This window comes from Sphingomonas endophytica, from assembly GCF_014199415.1.
Taxonomy (GTDB): domain Bacteria; phylum Pseudomonadota; class Alphaproteobacteria; order Sphingomonadales; family Sphingomonadaceae; genus Sphingomonas; species Sphingomonas endophytica.
The window spans coordinates 217,888-235,427 of sequence record NZ_JACIJN010000002.1 but is presented as its reverse complement, the minus strand read 5'-3'; the positions used below and the strand labels follow the sequence as shown (position 1 = coordinate 235,427).

General features: G+C 69.4%; 15 protein-coding genes and 1 riboswitch. Of the genes, 9 read left to right on the top strand and 6 right to left on the bottom strand.

Annotated elements, in window-relative coordinates:
* The first annotated feature begins 50 nt into the window (after positions 1–50).
* From FHS97_RS03900 to FHS97_RS03870, 7 genes are all read left to right on the top strand, one after another.
* A complete protein-coding gene (locus FHS97_RS03900) occupies positions 51–1,163 on the top strand; it encodes an NAD-dependent epimerase/dehydratase family protein (protein WP_184033376.1) in 1,113 nt (370 codons plus the stop codon).
* Positions 1,160–2,215 (top strand): SDR family NAD(P)-dependent oxidoreductase, encoded by a 1,056-nt coding sequence (locus FHS97_RS03895; RefSeq protein ID WP_184033374.1) that lies wholly within the window; start codon positions 1,160–1,162, stop codon positions 2,213–2,215. The genes FHS97_RS03900 and FHS97_RS03895 overlap by 4 nt, the downstream gene beginning before the upstream one ends.
* A gap of 14 nt (positions 2,216–2,229) precedes the next feature.
* Positions 2,230–3,297 carry a glycosyltransferase family 4 protein gene (locus tag FHS97_RS03890; RefSeq protein WP_184033372.1) on the top strand — a complete coding sequence of 356 codons (1,068 nt, stop codon included), beginning with the start codon at positions 2,230–2,232 and terminating at the stop codon, positions 3,295–3,297.
* On the top strand, positions 3,294–4,406 hold the full coding sequence (locus tag FHS97_RS03885) for a CgeB family protein (protein ID WP_184033370.1): 1,113 nt from the start codon (positions 3,294–3,296) through the stop codon (positions 4,404–4,406). The genes FHS97_RS03890 and FHS97_RS03885 overlap by 4 nt, the downstream gene beginning before the upstream one ends.
* A complete protein-coding gene (locus FHS97_RS03880; protein ID WP_184033368.1) occupies positions 4,403–5,491 on the top strand; it encodes a glycosyltransferase family protein in 1,089 nt (362 codons plus the stop codon). The genes FHS97_RS03885 and FHS97_RS03880 overlap by 4 nt, the downstream gene beginning before the upstream one ends.
* Complete coding sequence (locus FHS97_RS03875) at positions 5,491–6,558, top strand: CgeB family protein (RefSeq protein ID WP_184034078.1); 1,068 nt, start codon at positions 5,491–5,493, stop codon at positions 6,556–6,558. The genes FHS97_RS03880 and FHS97_RS03875 overlap by 1 nt, the downstream gene beginning before the upstream one ends.
* Before the next feature lie 87 nt (positions 6,559–6,645).
* The gene (locus tag FHS97_RS03870; protein ID WP_184033366.1) at positions 6,646–6,918 is read left to right on the top strand and encodes a CsbD family protein; all 273 of its coding nucleotides are present in this window, start codon (positions 6,646–6,648) and stop codon (positions 6,916–6,918) included.
* 75 nt (positions 6,919–6,993) lie between these two features.
* On the opposite strand, the gene FHS97_RS03865 is transcribed toward FHS97_RS03870, so the two are convergent.
* From FHS97_RS03865 to FHS97_RS03850, 4 genes are all read right to left on the bottom strand, one after another.
* Positions 6,994–7,392: a response regulator gene (locus FHS97_RS03865; RefSeq protein ID WP_343053360.1), complete on the bottom strand. Its 399-nt coding sequence runs from the start codon at positions 7,390–7,392 to the stop codon at positions 6,994–6,996.
* Positions 7,385–10,849 carry a CheR family methyltransferase gene (locus tag FHS97_RS03860; protein ID WP_343053359.1) on the bottom strand — a complete coding sequence of 1,155 codons (3,465 nt, stop codon included), beginning with the start codon at positions 10,847–10,849 and terminating at the stop codon, positions 7,385–7,387. Before FHS97_RS03860 ends, FHS97_RS03865 begins: the two co-directional genes overlap by 8 nt.
* The gene (locus FHS97_RS03855; RefSeq protein ID WP_184033364.1) at positions 10,842–11,399 is read right to left on the bottom strand and encodes a PAS domain-containing protein; all 558 of its coding nucleotides are present in this window, start codon (positions 11,397–11,399) and stop codon (positions 10,842–10,844) included. The genes FHS97_RS03860 and FHS97_RS03855 overlap by 8 nt, the downstream gene beginning before the upstream one ends.
* Before the next feature lie 160 nt (positions 11,400–11,559).
* The gene (locus tag FHS97_RS03850) at positions 11,560–12,972 is read right to left on the bottom strand and encodes an L-serine ammonia-lyase (RefSeq protein WP_184033362.1); all 1,413 of its coding nucleotides are present in this window, start codon (positions 12,970–12,972) and stop codon (positions 11,560–11,562) included.
* A gap of 115 nt (positions 12,973–13,087) precedes the next feature.
* Positions 13,088–13,176, bottom strand: a riboswitch (glycine riboswitch).
* A 77-nt stretch (positions 13,177–13,253) separates the two neighbouring features.
* Here FHS97_RS03850 and FHS97_RS03845 point away from each other — a divergent pair.
* Both FHS97_RS03845 and FHS97_RS03840 read left to right on the top strand, forming a co-directional pair.
* Positions 13,254–13,877, top strand: a complete 624-nt coding sequence (locus FHS97_RS03845; protein ID WP_184033360.1) for a TetR/AcrR family transcriptional regulator — start codon at positions 13,254–13,256, stop codon at positions 13,875–13,877.
* Positions 13,878–14,141: 264 nt separating this feature from the next.
* A complete protein-coding gene (locus FHS97_RS03840) occupies positions 14,142–14,552 on the top strand; it encodes a hypothetical protein (protein WP_246346426.1) in 411 nt (136 codons plus the stop codon).
* A gap of 84 nt (positions 14,553–14,636) precedes the next feature.
* On the opposite strand, the gene FHS97_RS03835 is transcribed toward FHS97_RS03840, so the two are convergent.
* Both FHS97_RS03835 and FHS97_RS03830 read right to left on the bottom strand, forming a co-directional pair.
* Positions 14,637–15,887 carry an arsenic transporter gene (locus FHS97_RS03835; RefSeq protein ID WP_184033358.1) on the bottom strand — a complete coding sequence of 417 codons (1,251 nt, stop codon included), beginning with the start codon at positions 15,885–15,887 and terminating at the stop codon, positions 14,637–14,639.
* 70 nt (positions 15,888–15,957) lie between these two features.
* Entirely contained in the window at positions 15,958–17,226 is a 1,269-nt protein-coding gene (locus FHS97_RS03830) for an MFS transporter (protein ID WP_184033356.1), read from the bottom strand.
* Positions 17,227–17,540 lie beyond the last annotated feature (314 nt).

Here is a 17,540-nt window from a genome sequence, read left to right as displayed (position 1 = left end):
GCGCGCGCGTGTCATTGATTGAGATCAAGTACGGGGCGGGAGGAATATTCGTGGAAACCATTCTCATCACCGGCGGGGCCGGCTTCATCGGGCGTTTCGTGGCCGATGAGCTGCTGTCGCGCGGCCACGAAGTGCGCGTGCTCGACAGTCTGATCGAGCAGGTGCACGGCGATTGCGAGCGCCCGCCGCTCCTCAACGACGCGGTCGAACTCATCCGCGGCGACGTGCGCAACGGCGACGTCGTCAGCAAGGCGCTCGACGGCGTCGACAGCGTCATCCATCTCGCCGCCGAGGTCGGGGTCGGCCAGTCGATGTACGAGGTCGAGCGCTATACCTCGACCAACGATGTCGGTACCGCGGTGCTGTTCGAGAAACTGATCGACAAGCCGGTGCGCCGCGTCGTCACCGCTTCGTCGATGTCGATCTATGGCGAGGGGCTGTACCGCGACGCCGACGGCAACATGGTGCAGGACGCCGAGCGCAAGGGGCTGCGCGACGGGCTGACCAACTGGGAGCCGGTCGACGCGCAGGGCCGCCCGCTCACGCCGGTCGCGACGCCGGAGTGGAAGCAGCCGAACCTCGCCTCGATCTACGCGCTCAACAAATATGTGCAGGAGCGCACCACGCACATCATGGCCGCGCCCTATGGGATCGAAGGCGTGTGCCTGCGACTGTTCAACGTCTACGGCCCCGGCCAGGCGCTCTCCAACCCGTACACCGGCGTGCTCGCGATCTTCGCGTCGCGGCTGCTCAACGGGCAGAAGCCGATGATCTTCGAGGACGGCGAACAGCGCCGCGACTTCGTCCATGTCAGCGACGTGGCGCGCGGCTTCGCCGATGCGTTGTTCCTTCCGCAAGCGGTCGGCGGCACGTTCAACATCGGCTCGGGCCATGACCGCTCGGTGACGGAAGTCGCCACCGAACTCGCCAAGGCCATGGGCAAGAACGACCTGACGCCGGAGATCGTCGGCAAGGCGCGTATCGGCGACATCCGCCATTGCTTCTGCGACACGACGCTGGCGCAGGAGCGGCTCGACTTCCGCGCCACGCAGGACTTCACCGCCGGGCTCGCCGAACTCGCCGAATGGGTCGCCGAACAGACCGCCGAGGACAAGGTCGCCACGATGCGCGCCGAGCTCGAGCGCCGCGGGCTGGTCGCATGAGCGGGCCGGTGCTGGTTACCGGCGGCGCCGGGTTCATCGGCTCCAACCTCGCCGACCGGCTTGCCGGCGAAGGGCATGACGTGGTGATCTACGACGCGCTGGCGCGCGCCGGGGTGGAGCGCAACCTTGCATGGCTGCGCGCGCGCCACGGCAGCCGCATCCGCTTCGTCCATGCCGATATCCGCGACGCCGCGCGGCTCGCCGACGAGGTCGCCAGCGCGGCGGCGGTGTTCCACTTCGCCGCACAGGTGGCGGTGACCACCAGCCTCGACGACCCCGCCGACGATTTCACCACCAACATCACCGCCACCTTCCAGTTGCTGGAGGCGATCCGCACCCGCGCGGCGCACGTGCCGTTGATCTTCGCCTCCACCAACAAGGTCTATGGCGATCTCGCCGACTTGGATTTCGTGCTGGAGGACGAAGCCTATCGCCCCGTCGACCCGCAGGTCCGCGCGCACGGCATCGGCGAGGCGCGGCCGCTCGACTTCCACACGCCCTATGGCGTGTCGAAGGGTGCGGCAGACCAATATGTGCTCGATTACGCGCGCAGCTTCGGGCTCAAGACCTGCGTCTTCCGGATGAGCTGCATCTACGGCCAGCGCCAGATGGGCACCGAGGATCAGGGCTGGGTCGCGCATTTCCTGATCCGCGCGCTCAACGGCGAGCCGATCACGCTTTACGGCGACGGCCATCAGGTCCGCGACGTGCTCGACGTCCGCGATGCGGTGAACGCTTATGTCGCGGCGTGGCGGCGGATCGACGAGGTCGCCGGCCGCGCCTTCAATCTTGGCGGCGGCCCCGACAATGCGGTCAGCCTGCGCCAGTTGCTCGCGCACATTGCGACGCTCACCGGCCGTCCGGTCGACGTGCATTATTCGGGCTGGCGCGCGGGCGACCAACGCTATTTTGTCGCCGACGCGCGCGCCGCCGCCGCGGCACTCGCGCTGCCCGACCGCCGCGACTGGCGCGAAGGCGTCGGCGCGCTCGCCGACTGGTTGCAGCGCGAACATGCCGCCGCCGAGACGCCGACAATCGAGGTCGCTGCGTGACAGGACGGCTGTTGATGACCGCCGACGCGATCGGCGGCGTCTGGCAATATGCGCTTCAGCTCGCCGGCGATCTGGTCCGCACCGGCTGGTCGGTCGACCTCGCCACGCTTGGCCCCGCCCCCTCGCCCGCGCATCACGCGCAGGCCGAAGCAGCCGGCGTCACCCTGATCGACACCCGCCTCCCGCTCGACTGGCTCGCCACCGACGCGCAGGCGGTTTCGGTCGCTGCCGATGCGATCGCCGCGCTCGCCGCGGCGCGCGCAGTCGATGTCGTCCAGCTCAACCAGCCCGCGCTCGCGATCGCCGATTTCGCGATGCCGGTCGTCGCGGTGGTGCATAGCTGCGTCGCAAGCTGGTGGGAGGCGGTCGAACATGGCCCGCTCCCCGCCGATCTCGCGTGGCAGACCGAGCTGGTCGCGCGCGGCCTCGCGCGGGCCGACGCGATCGTCTGCCCGACCCGCGCCTTCGCCGCGACGGTCCAGCGTCTCTACGCACTGCCCGCCCCGCCGCTGGCGATCCACAACGGCCGCACGCTGCCGGCCGCCACCGGCGCGCTGTACACACGGGCCTTTACCGCCGGCCGGCTGTGGGACCGTGGCAAGAACATCGCAACGCTCGATCGCGCCGCCGCCTTGCTGCCGCTGCCGTTCCGCGCCGCCGGCCCGGCGCGCGGTCCGCATGGCGAGCATCACAAGCTCCACCACCTCGAACCGCTCGGGCGGATCAGCGACGCCGCGATCGCCGCCGCACTCTCGACGCGCCCGATCTTCGCCTCGGCGGCTTGTTACGAGCCGTTCGGGCTGGCGGTGCTGGAGGCGGCGCTGACCGGCTGCGCGCTGGTCCTGTCCGACATCCCGACCTTCCGCGAATTGTGGGACGGCGTCGCGACCTTCGTCGCCGTCGATGATGCCGAGGGCTTTGCGCACGCGATCGCCGCGCTCGCCGCCGACACCGACCGGCGGCTCGCCCGCGGTGCGCTCGCCCGCAGCCGCGCGCTCGCTTACGCGCCCGAACAAACCGCGCGCGCCATGGCTGCGCTGTTCGATCGCGTCACCGCCACCGGCGCGCGAGCCGCCGCATGAAGCTGGTCTATTTCACCCACAGTCTCGCCTCGTGCTGGAACCACGGCAACGCGCATTTCCTGCGCGGCGTGCTCTCGGAGCTGATCGCGCGGGGACATGACGTGCGCGTCTACGAACCGGCCGGTGCGTGGAGCCTCGAAAACCTGCTCGCCGACAACGGCGAGGCCGGGCTCGACGCCTACCGCGCCGCCTATCCCGAACTGTCGTCGCAGACCTTTGCTCCCGACGCCGACCTGACCGAACTGGTCGACGGTGCGGACGTGGTGATCGTCCACGAATGGAACGCGCACGATCTGGTCGCCGCGCTCGGCAAACTCCGCCGCGACGGCGCGCGCTTCACCTTGCTGTTCCACGACACGCACCACCGCGCGGTCAGCGCGCCCGAGGAGATGCGCGCCTACGACCTCGACGGCTATGACGGCGTGCTCGCGTTCGGCGAAGCGCTGTCGCGCGTCTATCGCGACTGGGGCTGGGGCGATCGCGTCTGGACGTGGCACGAAGCCGCCGACACGCGCCGCTTCTTCCCCGTCGACGGCGAGCACCGCGATGGACTCGTCTGGATCGGCAATTGGGGCGACGGTGAGCGCACTGCCGAGATCGAGAATTATCTGCTCGCCCCCGCGCGCGATGCCGGGCTGCCGCTCGACATCTATGGCGTCCGCTATCCCGACGACGGCAAGGCGATGCTCGCGGCCTACGGCGCGCGCTATCACGGCTGGGCGCCCAATGCCGCCGCGCCCGCGCTGTTCGCGCGCGCGCTGGCGACCGTCCATGTGCCGCGCCGCTATTACACGACGATCCTGCCCGGCATCCCGACGATCCGAGTCTTCGAGGCCTTGGCGTGCGGCCTGCCGCTCGCCAGTGCGCCATGGGACGATGCCGAACACCTCTTCCGCCCCGGCACCGACTTCCTGTTCGCGCAAACGCCTGCGGAGATGACGCGCATCCTCCGCGATCTGCGCCACGACGCCGCCCTGCGCGCGTCGCTCGCCGCCGCCGGGCTCGACACCATCCGCGCGCGCCACACCTGCGCGCACCGCGTCGACGAACTGCTCGCGATCCTCGCGCAGCTCGACGCCCCCTCGCATTCACGGAGCATCCCAGCGTGAAGATCGCCTTTTACGGGTCCAGCCTGCTGTCTTCCTACTGGAACGGTGCCGCGACCTATTACCGCGGCATCCTGCGCGCGCTCGGCGAGCGCGGCTATGACATCACCTTCTACGAACCCGACGCGTTCGAGCGGCAGCAGCATCGCGACATCGATCCGCCCGCCTACGCCAAGGTCGTCGTCTATCCCGCGACGCACGACGCGCTGCGCGAGGTGCTGGCCGAGGCCGCCAACGCCGATATCGTCGTCAAGGCGAACGGCGTCGGCGTGTTCGACCGCGAATTGCTCGAAGGCATCATCGCGCACGCCCGCCCCGACGCGCTCAAGATCTTCTGGGACGTCGACGCCGCCGCGACACTCGACGAGATGCGCGCCGACCCCGATCATCCGGTCACCGCCGCGCTGCCGCACCTCGACATGGTGCTGACCTACGGCGGCGGCGATCCGGTCGTAAACGCCTATCGCGGCTTCGGCGCGGCGCAGTGCATCCCCGTCTACAACGCGCTCGATCCGCAGACCCACCACCCGGTCCCCGCCGACGACCGCTTCGCGTGCGACCTCGCTTTCCTCGGCAACCGCCTCCCCGATCGCGAGGCACGCGTCGAGGAATTCTTCCTCCGCCCCGCCGCGCTGCTCCCGCAACAAAGCTTCCTGATCGGCGGCAACGGTTGGGACAGCAAGGCGATGCCCGGCAACGTCCGCCACCGCGGCCATGTCTTCACCGCCGAGCACAACGCGTTCAACTGCACGCCGCGCGCGGTCCTCAACGTCGCGCGCGATTCGATGGCGCACATCGGCTTCTCGCCCGCGACACGCGTCTTCGAGGCCGCCGGCGCCGCCGCCTGCCTCATCACCGATGCGTGGGAGGGGATCGAGCTGTTCCTCACGCCCGACCGCGAAGTGCTGGTCGCGCGCGACGGTCAGGACGTCGCCGACCACCTCGCCGCGCTCACCACCGAGCGCGCGGAGGCGATCGGCCAGGCCGCGCTCAAGCGGGTGCTCGCCGAACACACCTATGACCTCCGCGGTGCGCAGGTCGACACGCTCTTCAAGGCGCACGCCGCCCGTCAGCGCGAGGCCGCGTGATGAAGCTCGTCGTGCTCGGCCTCTCGCTCAGCTCCAGCTGGGGCAACGGCCACGCCACCACCTTCCGCGCGCTGCTCCGCGCCTTCGCCGCGCGCGGGCATGACGTGCTGTTCCTCGAACGCGACATGCCCTGGTATGCCGCGCACCGCGACGAACCCGCGCCCGATTATTGCCGGCTCGAACTCTACGACAGCCTCGCCGCGCTGGCGGACTGGCGCGCCGAGATCGAGCAGGCCGATGCGGTGATGGTCGGCTCCTACGTCCCCAACGGCGTCGAGGTCGGCAAGCTGGTCCAGCAATGGGCGCGCGGCGTCACCACCTTCTACGACATCGACACGCCGGTCACGCTCGCCAAGCTGGCGCGCGGCGCGTGCGATTATGTCTCGCCCGAGGTCATCCCCGGCTACGACGTCTATTGTTCGTTCACCGGTGGCCCGACGCTGCGGCTGATCGAGGAACGCTACAAGAGCCCCGCCGCGCGCGCGCTTTATTGCTCGGTCGACGCCGATCGCTACCGCCCGACCGGCGCGGACAAGCGCTGGGACCTGTCGTATCTCGGCACCTACAGCGACGATCGCCAGCCGACGCTCGAGCGGCTGCTGATCGAGCCCGCGCGCCGCCATCCGGAGATGCGCTTCGTCGTCGCCGGGCCGCAATATCCCGACACGATCGACTGGCCCGCGAACGTCGAGCGGATCGAGCATCTCCCCCCTGCCGACCATGCCGATTTCTATTCGGCGAGCCGCGCGACGCTCAACGTCACCCGCGCCGACATGATCGCCGCCGGCTGGTCGCCCTCGGTGCGGCTGTTCGAGGCGACCGCCTGCGGCACGCCGATCGTCTCGGACCGCTGGCCGGGCATCGACGAACTGCTGACGCCCGACACCGAGATCCTGCTCGCCGACACCGGCGACGATGTCGCAGCGGCGCTCGGCCGCCCCGATCTCGACGCGATCGGCACCGCCGGCCGCGCGCGCGTCCTCGCCGAACACACCGCGCAGCACCGCGCCGCCGAGCTGGAAGCGCATCTGCGCGAGGCGGCGACCGCCAGGCTCGCAATCGCCTAGTTCGTCATTGCGCAAAGCCTGAAGCCGACGGAACGAACCGCCCTTGATCCCGGTTATGCCCGGCGAACCTAAACAAGGAGACGTTCGATGAACAGCGATACGCTGACCGGCACGACCACCGATCTGGGCGGCAAGCTCAAGGAAGGCCTCGGCAAGGCATTCGGCGACGACAAGCTGCGCGCCGAGGGTTCGGCCGATCGGGCCGAGGGCACCGTGCAGAAGACCTATGGCGAGGCCAAGGACAGTGTCCGTCCGCTGATCGACCAGGCGCGCCGCTTCATGAACGAGCGTCCGTTCGCCGCCGCCGCGGTGGGTGGCGTGATCGGTCTCGCGCTGCTCAACACGCTGCGCGGCAAGTAAAAGAAAACGGGGGGAGCGTTAGCTCTCCCCTTTTCCTCCGTCCCGAACCCGGTTCGGGTTTCCGCTTCTTCCTTCTCAGGCGCTACGCCGCCTCGCGCCGCCCCGCGCAGCCGCGCAGCCGCGCAGCGCCCGCGCCAACGCATCCGGCGCGCTCGGCTTGGGGCACACCGTCGCGCTGGGATAGCGCAGCCGCAGCGCCGCATCATCGGCATGGCCGGAATGGAACAGCAGCGGCACCCCCGCCGCATGTAGCCGGTCCGCGGCCGGAAACACCGTGCCGTCCGCCAGCCGCACGTCCAGCACCGCCGCGGCGAACCGCCCCGCGTGTCGCTCGATCGCCGCCTCGGCCTCGACCACCGTCGCGCACGGACCCACCACGCGGAACCCCGCCTCCTCGATCGTCTCCTGCAGATCGAGCGCGATGAACAATTCGTCCTCGACCAGCAGGACGTCGGTATTCGCGCGATCAGTCACGGGCAAGCACACTCGCAGGCAGTTTCATACGCAGCCGGAACGATCGCCCCGCCGCCTCGCTCCGTACCTCGCCAAGTAATTGTCGGACACTTGTGTCGACCAGCAACGAGCCGAAGCCGCGCTGCGGCGCATCGGCGTCAAGATCGCCGGGCCCGATCTCGTCCCAGTCGAGTTCCAGCCCGTCGCCGCTCACCCGCCAGCGCACCGTCAACCCGGTGCCGCCATCCGGCTCCCCGACGCGGTTCTCGCCGCATAGGGCACCGTATTTCACCGAATTGGTCGCCCATTCGTGGAGGATCAGCGCTAGTGACGACAGGCATTGCCGGTTCAGCGCAACCTTCGGCCCTTCCACGACGATGTGCGAATGGTCGCGATAGGGTGCGAGCGTCGCGGCGACCAGCTCGTCGAGCCCGATCGCCTGCGGCTGCCCGGCCGGCGAGGCCAGCGAGTGCGCGCTGCCCAGCGCCGCGATCCGGTGGCGCAGGTCGGTCGCGAACGGCCGCACCTCGTCATGGTTGCGCGCCGCGACGGTGATCATGCCGGCGATCACCGCGAACAGGTTCTTCACGCGGTGGTTCATTTCGCGCAGCATCAGCTCGCGCGTTTCCGCCAGCGTATATTCGGGGGTCACGTCGATCGACACGCCGACCAGCCGCGGCGGGTTGCTCCCCGCGATCACGCGCCCGAACCCCTTGATCCAGCGCGCCTTGCCCTCGATCGGGCGCAAGCGGAACGTCGCCTCGTAATCGCCGTTGCGCTCCACCGCGCGGCGCAGCGCGGTTTCCACCGCGCCGCGATCCTCGGGCTCGATCCGGTCGAGCAGCGGGTCGATGCGGGTCGCTTCCTCGCCGGCCATGCCGAACAGCCGCTGCTCGACCCCGTCGAGCACCGTCTCGCCGGTCTCGGGGCAATATTCCCAGACGCCGATCCCGGCCGCCTTGATCGCCAGATCGAGCCGTTCGCGCTCGGCGGCGAGCTGCCGTTCGAGCGACAGCGCCTCGGTGATGTCGGTCAGCACCAGCGTCGTGCCGTCGACCGCGCCGCTCTGCGTGCGATACGGCAGCACGCGCAGCGACAGCACGCGGTCGCCATCGCTGGTCGTCACACGCCGCTGCGTCGCGGGCGCGCCCGCCGCGACCGCACGCGCATCCTCCAGATAATCGCTGCCGCGCAGCCGGCTCGCCACATCGCTCAGCGGCCGCCCGCGGTCGGCGGGCTGCAACGGGAAGATCGACACCGCCGCGTCGGTATAGCTGCGCACCTTCAGCTCGGCATCCAGCACCACCACCGCCAGTTCGGTCGACTGATGGAAGTTGCGCAGGTCGGAGATCGCGACCGTCAATTGCTCGACCTTGCTCTTCAGCTCGTCGTTGACGGTCGACAATTCCTCGTTCGTCGATTGAAGCTCCTCGTTCATCGACATCATTTCTTCGTTGGAGCTTTTCAGCTCCTCGTTGGCGGTCTCCAGTTCCTCGATCGCGGTGCGCAGCCGGTGCCGCGTCAGCCGCAACTCGTCCTCGATCGCCTCCAGATGATCGTCGGTGGCGGTCAGGTCCTCCAGCTCGCCCTGATCGGCCGGGCGGAACGCGCCGCTGTCGCGGAACACGAACAGCAACGTGCCGTCGCCGAGCGGATCGCAGATCACCTCGACCGGCTGCACGCCATAATCGGTCTCGACCTCGACATCGCGCGCCACCACCCGCCGCCGCTCGTCGCGCGCCTGCCGCAGCAGCGGCCCGATCACGGTGCGCAGCCCGGGCCGTGCGAGATTGACCGCGCTGCTCCCGCCGGTGCGCGTCACCGGAAATTCGAAATAGCGGCTCAGCTTGCCGTAGGCGGCGGTGATCCCGCCGTCCTGATCGACGATCAGGCTGGCCGGGGCATAGCGATCGACGATCCGGCGGATCGCGACGCTCTCGGTGGTCAGCGCAGCGCTGTCGCCGCGCCCGTCGCGCTCGCGCCGCAGCCCGGTCGGGCGCGCGTTGCCGGGCAGGTCGATCGGATAGCTCGGCGCACCCGGCGCGCGCTCGAAAAGCCGCGCATGCTGATCGACGACGGTGAACAGATGCTCGAACCGCCCGATGCTCTCCGACGGCCCCAGGAACAGGAAGCCACCCGGACGCAGCGCGTAATGGAACAAGGGCAGCACCGATTGCTGCAAGCGATCGTCGAAGTAGATCAGCAGGTTGCGGCACGACACCAGATCGATCCGCGAGAAAGGCGGATCCTTGACCACGCTATGATTCGAAAAGCGGATCATGTCGCGGATCTGGCCCGCGATCGTGAACCGCTCGGCGTGCGGCACGGTGTAACGCTCGCGCAGCGCGGGCGGCAGGTCGACGAGCGCGGCGGCCGGATAGCTGCCCTCGCGCGCAATCGTCAGCATCTGCTCGTCGATATCGGTGGCGAAGATCTGCACCGCCAGCGGCTGGCCGGAGGTGCGCGCCGCCTCCGCGAACAGCATCGCGATCGTATAGGCTTCCTCGCCGCTCGAACAGCCGGGCACCCAGACGCGCAGGTCATCGTCGGTGGCGCGCTCGCGCAGCAGCGGCTCGACCACCTGCTGGCGCAGCGTCTCGAACGCCTCGGCATCGCGGAAGAAGCGCGTGACGTTGATGAGCAGGTCGCGGAACAGCGCCTCGCACTCATCGGCGTCGCTGCGCACCCGCGTCAGATAGGCGCGCCCGGTATCGATCCCCAGCACGTGCATCCGCCGTTCGACCCGGCGGATCAGCGTCGAGCGCTTGTACCCCGAAAAGTCGTGCCCGATCGCGTTGCGCAGCACGCGGCACAATTCGTCGACATGGTCCGCGACCACCCCGGCCTCGGCCTCGCCCGTTTCGGTGTTGCGCCGCCCGAAGAAGCCGCGCAGGCAATCGAGGATCTCCCCCGCCGGCTTGACGAAATCGATCAGCCCGGTGCCAACCGCCGACAGCGGCATCCCGTCGTAGCGCGCGCTCTCCGGCTGCTGGACGACCCCGACGCCGCCGTTCTCCTTGATCGCGCGCAGCCCGGTCGTCCCGTCCGCGCCGGTCCCCGACAGGATCACGCAGGCGGCGTTCGATTGCTGGTCGCTCGCCAGCGACTGGAAGAAGTCGTCGATCGGGCGCCGCATTCCGCGCGGCTGCGCGAAGTCGGTCAGCTCCAGCACGCCGTCGCGGATCGCCAGCCCGCGCCCGGGCGGGATGATATAGACCTTGTCGGCCTCGATTCGCTCACCGCCCGCGCTCTGCAGCACCTCCAGCGCGGTGGCGCGGTCGAGCAGTTCGGCGAGCATGCTTTCGTGATTGGGGTCGAGATGCTGGACGACCACGAACGCCAGCCCGGTCGGGCGCTGTGCCGGCGCGAGCATCTCGCGCAACGCCTCCAGCCCGCCCGCCGATGCGCCGATCCCGACCACCGGAACGGTCCGTCCGGTCGCGGCGGGCGTGAGGCGGGCGCCGCCGGCGTTATGCACGATAATCGTGCTCCAGTCCGGCGAGCATCATCTTGGCCTGCGCCACCGTCGCGGCGCTGTTGGCGATCGTCAGCAGCGTGCCCTCGACGACGATCCCGGCATCGCCCGCGATCGGCGACAGCCGCCCGAGCGTCCGGCCAAGCTCGGAATCGTACTCGCTCAGCAGGTCGGGCTGCGAGCGGCTGACATCGAATTGCGAAGCGAAGATGTAATCGGCCGACCCGTCGATCGCGCGCAGCCGCGACATGTACAGCAGGTTGACGAACGGCGTCCCGTCCTTGCGGAAATTGACGATCGGCGTGCGGACATTCTCCTGCCGCGGGTTGGCGAGAAACTCGCGCAACCGCTCGCGCGGCTCGGTATTGGGCGCGGAGCGCTGCAACATCCGGCAATTGCGCCCGAGCACGTCCTCCGGCGTATAGCCGGTCAGCTGGCAGAAGCGGTCGCTGACCGCGAGCAGATGATTGTCGTCATCGGCAGTCGCGATCGCCAGCGCCACGCGCGACTGGCGCAGGTAATCGAGCAGCGCAGGGGGTAGTTCGGGGGTCACGCATACTCCGATCCGACACGATCCAAATCTGGATTACGCCCGAAGGCGTCCGCTCTACAACCGTCTTCGCGCGCGCGAGTGCCCCGGAACCGGCCAGCGGGGTTAAAACAGGTCATGACAGATGCGTCGCCATGTCCTTGATCCAGGGCAGGCGCATGGATCAACATTCCACGACGTTCACCGCCAGCCCGCCGAGACTGGTCTCCTTATATTGCGTCCGCATGTCCTCGCCGGTCTGGCGCATCGTCTCGATCACCGCGTCGAGGCTGACGACATGGCTGCCGTCGCCGCGCAGCGCCAGATAGGCGGCGTTGATCGCCTTCACCGCGCCCATCGTGTTGCGCTCGATGCACGGGATCTGCACCAGCCCGCCGATCGGATCGCAGGTCAGCCCGAGGTTATGCTCCATCCCGATCTCGGCGGCATTCTCGATCTGGCGGTTGGTGCCGCCCAGCACCGCCGCCAGCGCGCCCGCCGCCATCGAGCAGGCGACGCCGACCTCGCCCTGGCACCCCATTTCCGCCGCCGAGATCGACGCGCGCTTCTTGTAGAGCATCCCGATCGCCGCCGCGGTGTAGAGGAAGCAGCGCACCCCCGCCTGCCGCACCGGCGCGGGCTTGGTCTGCGCGACCAGGGTCTCGTAGAAGCGCAGCACCGCCGGCAGCACCCCGGCCGCGCCATTGGTCGGCGCGGTGACGACCCGCCCGCCCGCCGCATTCTCCTCGTTGACCGCCAACGCCCACAGGCTGACCCATTCGAACACCTCGGCCGGGTTGCGCCCGGGCGTGTTGCCGGTCAGCGCCTGTTCCAGCGCGCGCGCCCGCCGCCGCACCTTGAGTCCGCCGGGCAGCAATCCGTCCTGCGCGATCCCGCGATCGATGCACGCGTTCATGGCCGCATGGACCGCGTCGAGGAAGGCGTCCGCCTCCGCACCACTGCGCCACGCCTCCTCGTTGGCGCGGACCAGTTCGGCGATCGTCAGCCCGGTCGCGTCACCGAGCGCGAGCAGTTCGGCGCTCGACGAAAAGGGATGGCGCACCGCGACGTTCGCCGCCGCGACCGGCGCGCCCTTGCGCAGGATCGCGCCGCCGCCGATCGAGAAATAGGTCTCGGCATAGCCGGTGCCGTCGGCCAGCCGCGCGGTGAACCCGATCCCGTTCGGATGTTCGGGCAGGAAGTCGCGCGGGTGGAAGACGATGTCCGCCGCCTCGGCGAACGGGATCGTGCGCGCGCCCGCCAGCCGCAACCGCGAGGTCTCCCGGATCGTCTCCAGCACCGCCGGCGCGGCATCCGGGTCGACGCGCTCGGGCTCCCATCCCGCCAGCCCGAGGATCGCCGCGGTGTCGGTGGCGTGGCCGCGCCCGGTCAGCGCCAGCGAGCCATACAGGTCGCAGCGCACCGCGACGACGTCCTGCGCCAGCCCGATCGCGCGCTGCGCGAAGTCGAACGCCGCGCGCATCGGCCCGACGGTATGCGAACTCGACGGTCCGATGCCGATCGTGAACAGCTCCGCGACGCTGATCGGGCGCGTGGCGCAGCGGTCGAGCGGCTGATGGGTCGTGTCGACGTGCATGTGCTCTCCCCGGACGCCCCGTCGGCGCCGTCATGCCCCATCTGTCCCTTGCGCCTGAGATCGCTATCCCGTCGGCGGGCGCGAGGGAATGCCCCGCGCCTCTCTCCAGATGTCCGTCGTCGACCTGGTCCTTCTGCCTGAGAGTTTCCGGGGCGGTTGCTCCTTCGGCGCCGGGTCTGCCCCGGTCTCTCCCACATCGACACAGGCGGTATCGGGGAGCGCACCGGGCCGGTCAAGCGCCCCTCGACGCCGCGGGTCGGCGTGATTATATACCGCCCGTTATGGAATCGATCACCACCGCCGACGCCCCCGTTCCCACCCGTGGGCGTCCGCGCGAATTCTGTCCCGATGCCGCGTTGTCGGCGGCGCTCGGCGTGTTCTGGGCCAAGGGCTATGACGGCGCGTCGATGGCGGACCTGACCGCCGCGATGGGCATCACCAAGCCCAGCCTCTACGCCGCATTCGGCAACAAGGAACAGCTCTTCCACCAGGCGCTCGACCGCTACGAGGCCGAGAAGCTCGCCTATACCCGCGAGGCGCTGAAACAGCCGACCGCGCGCGCGGTCGCGGAGCATTTCATGCGCGGCGCGGTCGCGGCGCAGACCAGCACCTGCGATCCCAAGGGCTGCATGGGCGTCATCAGCGCCACCGCCTGCGGCGCGGAGGGCGATTCGATCAAGGCGCACATCATGGAGCGTCGGCAATCCTCGAACGCCGCGCTGGTCGCGCGCTTCGAACAGGCGCGGCAGGACGGCGACCTGCCGCAACACCTCGATCCGCAGGGGCTGGCCTATTATCTCTATGCCATCCTGCAGGGCATGGCGGTGCTCGCCACCTCCGGTGCGACCCGCGCCGATCTCGACGGCGTGGTGACGATTGCGCTGTCGATGTGGCCGACAAGTTGATTGAAAAATAAATTACCGATCGGTACACAAAGCCGTTGACGGGCCTTCGACCCCTTTATATACCACACGGTATGGAATAAGGAGCCAGCGCGGTTCCTTCCCTTCGAAGGAGCCGCTGATGGTTTCTCGTCGCTTCGTTCGTACCGGCGCGTCTTGAGACGGGCGCGCTCCGCCCGCTCTTTGCCTTTCACCTGCCAGCGCTTCCACCCGTCGTCCGCGACGCCGGGAACGACTGCGCCCGTCCGTTTCCAAGGGAGTTCGCCCATGGCCTATCTGATGCTCGACGACGATCGCTCGGTCGTCACCACCGCCCCGCTGCCCGCTACCGTCATCACGCCGTGCGCCGATCCGCTGCCGACCGACGCGCCGGCGCGGCTCAGCGCGCTCGAATGGTCGGTGGTCGCGCTGGCGCGCAAGGACCGGCTGTGGTCGCTCGACAAGCCCGGCCGGATCGCCAAGGCGATGGCGGTGCTCTTCAAGCCGCCGCACAACCACATGCTCGCCGACGAGCGGCTCGAGGCGCTGCGCCGCATCGCGGTGCTCGGCTGGCATTACGGCTATACGATCCCGACCGAGGAGCTGAAGCGCTTCCTCCACGCCGGTTTCTCGCCCGCGCAATATGAGCTGCTGATGGACAGCATCGGCGTCGCCAGACTGCGCAGCGCGCAACGGTGATCCCTCGTCATTGCGAGTGTAGCGCGGCAATCCAGGGCGTCCTGGTCCGGCACTGGATTGCCGCGCTACGCTCGCAATGACGGTTTACCCGATCAGCAACCGCACCCCCAACGCCGCGACCAGCGCCGGGATCATCGTCGCCACGCCGACCTTCAGAAACCGCCAGAAGCCGACATCCTCGCCCTCGCGCCGGATCGCCTGCAACCACAGGATCGTCGCGAGGCTCCCGGTGATCGACAGGTTCGGCCCGAGATCGACCCCGATCAGCAGCGCATCGACGATCACCCGCGGCGGCTGCGCCTGCGCCACGGCGGTGCTCGCGATCAACCCGGCGGGCAGGTTGTTCATCAGGTTCGACGCAAAGGCGAGGATCGTCCCGCTCCACGCCGCGCCGCGCACCGGGTCCGCCGCCACGCTACGCAGCCCGTCCGCCACCCAGGCGATCACGCCGGTGCGGTCGAGCGCCTCGACCAGTACGAACAGCCCCGCGACCAGCGGCAGCACGCTCCACGACACCGCGCGCAGCGTGTCGACCGGCGAGCGCTTCACCAGCGCCGCCACCCCCAGCATCGTCGCTACCCCGGCGACACAGGTCGGCAATCCCAGCGGCCGGTCGAGCGCCGACACCACCAGCAACAGCAAGGCCGTCGCCGCGATCCCTGCCAGCGCCGCCTTGCCCGGCCCACTCAGCGGGTCGCGCGTCACCGCCGCCTCGCACCCGCCCGTCAGCCGCGCGCGCTCGACATGGCGCAACGCGAAGAACGTGACGACGATCGCCGCCACCGATGGCAAGGCAAACGACGCGAACCACGCCCCCAGCGGCGGCATCTTCCCCCCGTACAGCACCAGATTGGCGGGGTTCGAGATCGGCAGCACGAAGCTCGCCGCATTGGCGATCAGCGCGCAGGCGAACAGCAACGGCAGCGGCTCGGCCTTCGCCTTGCGCGCGGCGGCATAGACCGCCGGGGTCAGCACCACCGCGGTCGCGTCGTTCGACAGGAAGGTCGTCGTCACGACCCCGGTCGCATAGACCAGCAGGAACAGCCGCCTCGGCGACCCCCCGGCATGGCCGATCGCCGTCGCCGCCACCCAGTCGAACAGCCTCTGCTCGCGCGCGGTCTCGCTCAGCAGCATCATCCCGATCAGGAACAGATAGACGTCGCCGCCCTTCGCGACCGCCGCCAGCGCGTCGCCCGGCGTCACCAGCCCGAACAGCAGCAGCGCCACCGCGCCCGCCACTGCCCAGATCGCCTCCGGCCAGCGGAACGGCCGCGCGATCACCCCCGCGGTCGCAGCGGCGCAAATCGCCCAGGTCGCCCCCGTGGCAAGGATCATCGCGCGCGGCCGGACAGGATCGACATGCCGCCCCCCTGCCGCAACGCCCGCCGCTCCGCCAGCGCCCGCGTCACGCCTGCGCCGTCGCGCACGCCTCGCGCACCACGCCCGCGAACACCACCCACAGCGCGACGCTGACCAAAGCGAAGCTTCCGAGAATATAGAAAGCAACGTGATAGCCGAGTTCCTGCGCCAGCCATCCGCCGATCGCCGGGCTCAGCGATGCACCGACCCCCTGCACCGTCATCACCGCGCCCTGACCCACATTGACGCGGCCCGTCCCGTTCAACAGGCACGCGACGAGTCCGGGCACCGCGACGCTCTGCAATCCCGCGCCGATCCCGTCGAGCGCCTGCACCGGCCACACGCCCCAATGTTCGATGAACGTCCCCGCCAGCGCGCCGCGCACCGGGAGCGCCGCGAACGAGATCAACAGCACCAGCCAGTAACCGCGGCCTGCCGACATCCGCGTCGCGACCAGCGCGGCGACGATCATCACCGCCTGCGCCACCACCACCGTCTCGGCGGTAAAGATCGCCGCATTGCCCTTCCCCGCGCCGACCACCGCCAGCCCGTAGAGCGGCAGCATCGCGCCATTCCCCAGATGGAAACACGCCAGCGCGGCGGCAAGCGCCAGCATCGGCCGGTTGCGGAGCAGCGCGCGAAAGCCTTCGGCCTGCCCGCCGTCCGCGCCGTCGTCGTCGCCCTTCTCCAGCCCGCGCGCGGCGCGGTGATCGATCGCTTTCTCCGGGATCATCAACACGCTGGTGATCGCCAGCACCCCGAACACCGCCGCGAGATAGAAGATCGCCGGCATCCCGAACCGCCAGCCGAGATAGCCCGACAGCCCCGCGCCGACCATGTTGCCGGCGTGGTTCCACGCCTGATTGCGCCCGTTCTGCGCGTTGAAGCCTTTCTGGCGGACGATCCCCAGCGTCATGCCGGTCACCGCCGGCCCGATCGCCGCCCCGGCGATCGCGGTCGCGACCTGACTGACCGTCACCACCCAGCCGGCCTGCGAGAACAGGATCAGGAACGACGCCATCACCGTGCAGATGCCGGTGACGATCACCACCAGCCGCTTCTTCTCGGTATGGTCGATGAACGCGCCGGCCGGAACGGTCATCAGCATGCCGGCGACCCCGCCGGCGGTCATCACCGATCCGATCGGCCCCGCGGTCCAGCCGCGCTGCTGGAGGAACACGCCCAGAAACGGGCCGATCCCCGCCTGCATGTCCGCCATGAAGAAGTTGAGCGCCTCCAGCGGCCGCGTCGCGCGCTTCCGCTCACCACCACGCGCCGGTGCTGCTCCACTCGGCGTGTCCGCCACCGTCGCCATGGTCCGCGCTCCTCCACCGTTCGCGCGCCCAACCCGGCAACAATCGGAAATATCCCGTTCGAACCTGATTTATATTGCTGACCGGGGTTCAGGAGCCGGCGAAGGTCGCGGTCCAGTGGGGCGAGGCTGATGAAGCGTACTCCGCTTCGTGCCGATGCCCGTCGCCCCGGACCCTTCGGGAAGCTCAAGAGAGCCTTGATCCGGGGCCCCGCTTCTTCCGCTGTGGGAATAAACCACGACACCCCCCCGTCATTGCGAGCGCAGCGAAGCAATCCAGGGCCGGATCAGGACGCCCTGGATTGCTTCGCTTCGCT